8 protein-coding genes are annotated in these 7194 nt (G+C 44.0%); all 8 read left to right on the top strand.

Annotated features, from left to right (window positions below; all coding sequences use genetic code 11):
• The first annotated feature begins 1226 nt into the window (after positions 1–1226).
• Positions 1227–1658, top strand: a complete 432-nt coding sequence (locus ACED60_RS24755; protein ID WP_102258042.1) for a hypothetical protein — start codon at positions 1227–1229, stop codon at positions 1656–1658.
• 51 nt (positions 1659–1709) lie between these two features.
• The gene (gene radC / locus ACED60_RS24760; protein WP_016800123.1) at positions 1710–2195 is read left to right on the top strand and encodes a DNA repair protein RadC; all 486 of its coding nucleotides are present in this window, start codon (positions 1710–1712) and stop codon (positions 2193–2195) included.
• Positions 2196–2294: 99 nt separating this feature from the next.
• The gene (locus tag ACED60_RS24765; RefSeq protein WP_102258136.1) at positions 2295–2558 is read left to right on the top strand and encodes a DUF1640 domain-containing protein; all 264 of its coding nucleotides are present in this window, start codon (positions 2295–2297) and stop codon (positions 2556–2558) included.
• Between the two features lie 721 nt (positions 2559–3279).
• Positions 3280–4977 carry a DUF3560 domain-containing protein gene (locus ACED60_RS24770; RefSeq protein ID WP_371691508.1) on the top strand — a complete coding sequence of 566 codons (1698 nt, stop codon included), beginning with the start codon at positions 3280–3282 and terminating at the stop codon, positions 4975–4977.
• A gap of 699 nt (positions 4978–5676) precedes the next feature.
• Complete coding sequence (locus ACED60_RS24775; protein WP_076648261.1) at positions 5677–6060, top strand: hypothetical protein; 384 nt, start codon at positions 5677–5679, stop codon at positions 6058–6060.
• Between the two features lie 40 nt (positions 6061–6100).
• The gene (locus tag ACED60_RS24780; protein WP_102308722.1) at positions 6101–6487 is read left to right on the top strand and encodes a hypothetical protein; all 387 of its coding nucleotides are present in this window, start codon (positions 6101–6103) and stop codon (positions 6485–6487) included.
• A 78-nt stretch (positions 6488–6565) separates the two neighbouring features.
• On the top strand, positions 6566–6901 hold the full coding sequence (locus tag ACED60_RS24785) for a hypothetical protein (RefSeq protein WP_016766862.1): 336 nt from the start codon (positions 6566–6568) through the stop codon (positions 6899–6901).
• 52 nt (positions 6902–6953) lie between these two features.
• Positions 6954–7194 (top strand): lytic transglycosylase domain-containing protein (locus ACED60_RS24790; RefSeq protein WP_371728667.1); only part of this gene is annotated, 241 nt, incomplete at its 3' end.

Genomic DNA, 7194 nt, shown 5'->3' on the forward strand with positions numbered 1-7194 from the left:
ACAAGCTTACTGGGTTAGGTATGCCTGAAACTTGTCGTATTGACTAAAAAGCATGAGAAACGGGGAGACTCTGTTTCTAAACTGAATTACGCAACAAAGCCAATAATTATTGCGAAGGTGTAAATAATTTCTTGGCTTAATTAAAATTGATTTACGCTAGAAAGGCATTGTGTCCTTAACGCACTATAACTAAATATCTTGATATAACTACTCTAAGTGGCAAAGGGTAGAGCACACATATGAATAATTTAATAAAGCACCGCACGGTTTTCATCACCGTTTGATTTGGATTTACATGGCTCGCACCACGTATGAAGGATTTTGATATTTCTTTGTTGCGTAAATCAGTTGAACTAAGTTATCGGGACCGATTAAGAGAAACGGATGTGCTATTTGGAGAAATAGTACATCACAGCGCTGAAGTGATGACTAAGGTGAGGTCTCAAAAAAGTGAGGTAAGGACGATATCTGTTTTTATTCCTACTGGAAAATACGACAAGTGTTTGCCTTACTTATAGACGTATATACATTAACTTAGAAACTGGCTTGACTGATTTGGGGCTAACTCTAACAAGTTAGAGCTTAATCGAGCGCTTGAGACCATTAATGCTCGTTTTGAAAAAGGGACGCTGACCTTTGGCTCTCAAAAGGGAGGTTACAGTGAGCAAGGTGGCAGTATCGATATACCCATTCTAGTGACTTACTGACGGGTAAATGTATTTAAATAATCCTCATTCTTGGCTTCTTATCTCTTAGCTTATTGCTTCTTAGTTTTTTACGTGGGGTGAGAAATAATGAGGTGCTCTTTCCTTAGGCGTGATCCTTCGGGCAAGGCTTTCTCTTGGAGCTTTCATCTATGGCCTAGATTGGCATCACCCTAGTGAGCCACTGCGTGCCGCACCAGAAGGTGCTTCTCTACAAGCTCCTATCGTACAACCCTAAACGCCTGCGCCTCGTCAGTCTTCCTCGTTGCTGTTCGTCGTACCTCCTCACTCATTTCACTGACCTCCATTAAGTTCGAGTAAGGGCTTGTTGCCTTATGTGCCGATTTCCCTTTCGACTTGCATCATTTGATGGGGCTCGCAGGCTGTTTACCGTGCTCGCTCAGAGCCCCAATAACAAGGGTATATGAACGCTTCGCGCCCTTGTTATTGAGAACCATGAGCGCTTGCCGGACAGCCAAGCGGCTCCATAAAAGTGATACTCAAACAAAAAGGAAACTCCTCATGGCACAACGAAACTCAAGCCCAACTCTCTCTAAATCGATGTTCAGCGACCAGCGTTTCGCCGCTGGGCACGAAAGCTCACCAAAAAATGATATCTCCTGCCAGGTCGTTGAACGTGCAGTGCGTTCGACCGTTTCCGCGACTGTTTCAAAGGGACTTATTTGGGTGAATTCAACGGACTTTAATTCGAGCGTTCGAGCGGTTAAAGTGCATGAGATTTTACTTAATGAGTTTGGTTATACCGACTCTTTGATCTTGGAGGAAGGAAATAAAGGAAAAGGGGTGAGTATTGGCGTATGTGATAGAGCTACGACTGTGAAACAGATGCGAGAAGATTACGCCTATGCGAAAAAAGAAGAGAGAAACGTTGAAACGACCGCTAAGCATCAAGCGAGAGCGAAAGATCTTCTGACTATCTTGTATGGCCAATAACACGGACTGAGCGCCGCCCATCACGACTTTAAATATTAAAAGGGATCTATTATGTCTGTACTTGCTAACTACTCTAATCACAGCCTTTTCTCTGTAGAAGAAAAAGATATCTTGCACCATGCCGCGAGCATTTTAAAATCTAAGTTGTTTGTGTCAGAGCAGACGCCACTCAATTCCCCTGAATTGGTGAAGTCATTTTGTCAGGCTTCACTTGCTTCCAATGAAAGCGAAGTGTTTGGGGTGATCTTTCTTGATAGTCAGCATCGAGTTTTACGCACAAAAGAGATGTTTAACGGCACCATTGACACCGCATCCGTTTACCCGCGTGAAGTGGTCAAAGAGTCACTGGCCACAAATGCAAGCGCGGTCATTTTTTATCATAACCATCCCAGCGGTGATGCCACACCCAGTCAAGCCGATCGACGTATTACTCGACGACTGACCGACGCGTTAGCCTTGGTTGATATTCGAGTTCTCGATCATTTCGTGGTGTCTTTTGAAGATGTGGTGTCGTTTGTGGAGCGTGGTTGGATATAGCCATTAGTGAAACATGTCTCTCATTTACGCCTATTCTGGCGTGAATGACTTCCTCATCATAATGCTATAAACTGTAAGCAATTAAATAAGGTTTCTACTATGTCTGAATCAAGCAAAGTCACATTAAGCGTTGAAGAGCTGATCAACCTAACCGCTCATGCTGCCACTCAAGAGCAGTTAAATGATACGCGTAAAGAACTCGATCAGAAGATCGAAGCGGTTCGTCATGAGCTTTCAGATAAAATCGATACGGTTCGTAATGAAGTGAGTTCCCTTAAAAACCTCATTATTGCAACAGCCTTCGCGATGATTGCGACGGTAGCCGGTGCCGCGTTTTGGGTTGGTAGTCATATCAACGTTTAATGTTCAAATATGTTTTCTGAAATGCCTCTTATCCTAGAGGCATTTTTTTTACCTCGTGATTGCTGTGTACGCTTGGGTTTCTGCGCTAAAAGAGGTTGAGCCAAAGGCTCGACCGCAAGCGGTCGTCAAAACGGCTCTCAGTACCACAGTACGCCCATTTGCTCTATGCTTGATTATATTGCTTTGTCATGGTGTCGCTTTGTTGATTTTTGCCTTATAGGGCTTGATAGGCGGCTTTTTTATTATGACGGTTTAAAGCTGATTTGAAGCACAGTGTCATGGTAAGGGCTTCGATTGGGCGTTACCCTTCGGGCAAGGCTCTCCGCTTGTATCTTTCATCTATGGCCTAAGAGTGGCTTCACCCTGGTGAGTCACTGCGTGCCGCCCCAGGATGTGCCTCTCTACAGTCCCTATCTAAAAGGATATCGCTGCAATCCTGAACGCCTGCGCCTCGTCATTCTTCCTCGTTGCCGCTCGTCGTGCCTCCTCACTCCTTTCACTGACTGAACGAAAGAATCTGTAAGATGGATTTTGTTTTTCGCCTGTCTTTTTTCCTTTGATTTCTCATTACCGTGTCGCGGTCTTCCTGCTTAACGTCCCAAATCAGAACCCCCAAAACAAGGGTATATGAACGCTTCGCGCCCTTGTTTTGATGAACCGTGATTTTGGGTCGAGCAGTCAGGCGACAACGGGAATGAAAAATTAATCAAAGGAAAAACTTATGACAGACTCAATCCTTAATCCATCAACAGCTTCTAACGTTCAATCCGCGACAAACGTATCCCCGTTTGAGCCGTCAGGCTCATCCAAGAATGAATTTTTGAAGCGCTTCTCTGGTCATAAGTTGCGTAAAAATGCGAAGGCTAAAATTACGAAGCTGTTGGAATATGCTGACACGTTGATCTTAAAAACTCAGTCAATGGGGATGGATGATTGCTTTAGAAGTAATGAGCCTGTCACGATGGATAAATCCGAATTTTGGGATTGGTACGAAAAGAACTACAGCGACATGGTTATTTTATTAACCATCCGTGAAGGCGCTCTAGTGAAAGTGCAGGTCTGTGATTGTATCTATCATTTTTCTAATGATGTGGTGATGACATTCTCTTTGGATGGAGAGGAACCGCAAAGCACGATTATTGAGGGGGAATGCTCAGAAGTGGAGGGCACCGAAGAAGTGAAAGAGCCGGTGCAGCTTGCCCCGTTCGACCAATACGTACACCTGGAAAAGACCGCCGTTGTGAAGCAAGTGATTATTGATTGGAGTGAATCCAATTTATTATCTGATGGCAATGCGTACACCCTTGATAATTACAACAAAAAAGCAAGTCAAGAAGCTATGGAAGTGGGCCGCAATAACGGTTACACCAAGACGATGATGTATATCGAGTTTGATAATGGTGACTTGGAGCGATTTAGACATGATATTGATGCGGATCACCCAACGCTGAACCACTATTACGCTGCTGTGACTGAGACAAAATTGATGGGCTTGTCTAAAGTGCGCTTTACGTTTGAGCAAGTGACAAAGGCATTGATTGACGGTTATCTTTCCCCGCTTAACAGTGATGAGAAAAAGCCAACACCGCCACCACAAGATAACACCCGAAAAGTGGTAGCGCTGGGAGACTATCAAGAGCGACAAGAAGCGAAGCGCGATAGATTAGAAGAGCGTGCCGCTAAAGCTGAAGCGGTCTCTAATGAGCGATTTAATACCGCGAGTACATTAGGGAAAATGTTACCGTTCGGTCAGCCAATCCTGGTTGGTCACCATTCAGAAGCGAAGCACCGTAAACACGCGGAGAGCATCAATACCAACATGCGTAAAAGCGTAGAGGCTCAGGATAAAGCGGAATATCTGAGCCGTCGCGCTGATAGTGTAGGCTCTGCCGGTATCGCGTCAGACGACCCAGAAGCGGTTGAAAAATTGAAGAAAAAGCTCGAGGGTTTGATTAAAAGTCATGAACTCATGAAAGCCGTTAATAAGATCGTTCGCTCTAGTCATATGACCGAGGAAGACAAGATCGAATATTTGGTTAATACACACGGACAGACAGAAGAAAGAGCAAAAAAATTATTACGCCCGTGTGAGTTTTTTGGAAAGTTTGGCTTTGATGCATACGCACTACAGAATAGTAATGCCAATATCCGAACAACTAGAAAGCGTTTAGAGCACTTGGAAGCGTTGCACAACGAAGCGCCATTACAGGGTAACGGCGAGGCAATGGGGACGGCTTGGGAGCTGTACGAAGAAGAGGGCCGCATTAAGTTTTCATTTGACGGTATTCCAGCCGAAGAGGTGCGCAAAAAATTAAAAAGTAACGGTTTTAAATGGTCACGATACTCTAAAGCGTGGGTGCGTAAACTGACGCCCAACGCGGTCTTTGTGACAAAAAGACTCATTACTTTATTCGATTAAAACCGAATGAGATGCCTCTTAGCCTGGAGGCCTTAGTTTCCTTGGTGATTTCCTTGAACGCTGTGGTCGCGCTAAAAGAAGTTGAGCCAAAGGCTCGACCGCAAGCGGTCGTCTAGCTGGCTCTCAGGAGGACTGTAGGCCCATTGACTCGATGCTTGATTGTATTGCAGTGTATTGATGTCAATTTGTGGTTGCGTGGCTGATAGGGCTTAATTGACGAGTTTTTTATGATGATAGTTTAAAGCGGATTTGAAGCACAGCGTCGTGATAAGGGCTTAACTTGGGCGTTACCCTTCGGGCAAGGCTTTTCGCTTGTATCTTTTATCTATGGCCTAAGAGTGACATCACCCTGGTGAGTCACTGCGTGCCGCCCCAGGATGTGCCTCTCTACAGCCCCTATCTAAAAGGATATCGCTGCAATCCTGAACGCACTCCTCTCACTGCGTTCGCTACGCCTCGTCGTACCTCCTCGTTGCTTTCCCTACCTTTGAATAAGTTCGAGTAAGGCTTGTTTTCTTATGCGCCGATTTCCTTTCACTCGCATCATTTACGGGCTCGCAGGCTGTTAACCGTCTCTCCCCACAACCTGATTTGCAAGGGTAAATGAACGCTGCGCGCCCTTGCAAAGCAGAACGATGGTGAGAGAGCGGACAGCCAAGCGGCTCCGAAAAGTGATACTCAAACAAAAGGAAAATCCTCATGGCGCAACAAAATTCAAACCTAACTCTCTCTAATTCAAATTCAGTGACCAGCGTTTCGCCGCTGGAGCACGAAAGCTCACCAAAAAATGATATCTCTAAGCGTCTGCAACCAGTAGAGCCAAGTCGTGATGTTGCCCTATCAGGATCAACCTCTGTGGAAAATATTGTCGTGATTGCCGCTCATGTAAAAGCAAGAGCCAGGCATTCCAGTGTTTGGCTAGAACTGACGGTTTTATTCCCAGAAACAGAACTCAATAAGCCGTACTGGGGGCAAGGCATCGCGAGAGGTCATGTGATTACTGAAACAAATAAGGTAGGGCTGAATAGTCGTGCTGTCGTCATGGGATGGGTGACAGATAGCCATCAATATATCGAAGTATAAAGACTTGATACCCCTTAGTTATAAAATGGAGACTTAAATAATGAAATATCTCTCACACTATATTCAAGACAAACAAACTCAGGCTTTTAATGATGCTGGGGCGTTCTTTGCTTTTTCTAATCAACAGTTCGATGAGGCAAAAAAAGAGGGCGTGAAATACGCATCACTAGGTATGGGGTTAATTTGCCCAGTTGATAATGCCAAGCAATTAATGACTCGTTTAGATTCCATCGCTCAAGAAGGGATCGCCGAAGATATCAAAGAGAACGGGAAAAAGGCGATCATTCGCCGTGAGTTATTTAATCACGAATGTTTCTACACAAATGATATTTGTGATTGTGTGGAAAAACTCGAAGGCTATGGCATTTCATACGATGAGATTTATGAAGTGTTTAATCACATTCGTAAAAAGGAAGACGTTTATTAAACGTGAAAATTAAAGCGCCTTGATATTTGTTCCATCAAATATCAAGGCATGTTCAAGTCAATTATGGTGAATATTCGAATGAACATTCTGAATGCTACACAAGATAGAGAAGAAACGAAAGCAAAATGTTACGTTTGTACGGCCGTGCCGTTTTCGTTGGGTAAAGTAGTCTATACGCAAGGTATTGAGCAGTTATTAGATAATAATGTCGGTGCTAACTTGTCGATTTATTTGCAGCGTCACCAAAGTGGAGATTGGGGAGAGACTTGCATTGAAGATAAAATCACCAATGACGAAGCAACCAAAACAGGCGAGAGAGTGATATCGAATTATACGATTTGTGATCAATCGGTTTGGATAATAACTGAACGTGACCGCAGCGTGACCACAATTTTATTACCTTGTGAATATTGATATCTCAATGGGATGGCATAAAATGAGAGTCCTATTATTAGGGCTCTTTTTTATGATGAAACCATTACTTTATCTTTCGTTGTTATCGCCGTGTTTCAGTTGGGCTTTTTGCTTTGATGAGGCAGGGCGATTTTATAATGTCGATCCACAGCTTTTAAAATCCATCGCCACGGTAGAAAGTAGCCTAAAGCCGAACGCGTACAATGAAAATAAAAACCAATCCGGTCAAGTCATCAGCCGTGATTTTGGATTGATGCAAATTAATTCCCATTGGTTTGATCGACTATCCGAAT

The organism is Vibrio sp. 1F279 (genome assembly GCF_041439815.1).
In the GTDB taxonomy this organism is placed as follows: Bacteria; Pseudomonadota; Gammaproteobacteria; order Enterobacterales; family Vibrionaceae; genus Vibrio; species Vibrio tasmaniensis_A.

Coding starts and splice junctions, on each gene's coding strand:
- ACED60_RS24755 (WP_102258042.1), top strand. CDS start 1,227: ATGGCACAACGAAACTCAAGCCCAACTCTCTCTAAATCGATGTTCAGC.
- ACED60_RS24775 (WP_076648261.1), top strand. CDS start 5,677: ATGGCGCAACAAAATTCAAACCTAACTCTCTCTAATTCAAATTCAGTG.
- ACED60_RS24765 (WP_102258136.1), top strand. CDS start 2,295: ATGTCTGAATCAAGCAAAGTCACATTAAGCGTTGAAGAGCTGATCAAC.
- ACED60_RS24785 (WP_016766862.1), top strand. CDS start 6,566: ATGAACATTCTGAATGCTACACAAGATAGAGAAGAAACGAAAGCAAAA.
- radC (WP_016800123.1), top strand. CDS start 1,710: ATGTCTGTACTTGCTAACTACTCTAATCACAGCCTTTTCTCTGTAGAA.
- ACED60_RS24780 (WP_102308722.1), top strand. CDS start 6,101: ATGAAATATCTCTCACACTATATTCAAGACAAACAAACTCAGGCTTTT.
- ACED60_RS24770 (WP_371691508.1), top strand. CDS start 3,280: ATGACAGACTCAATCCTTAATCCATCAACAGCTTCTAACGTTCAATCC.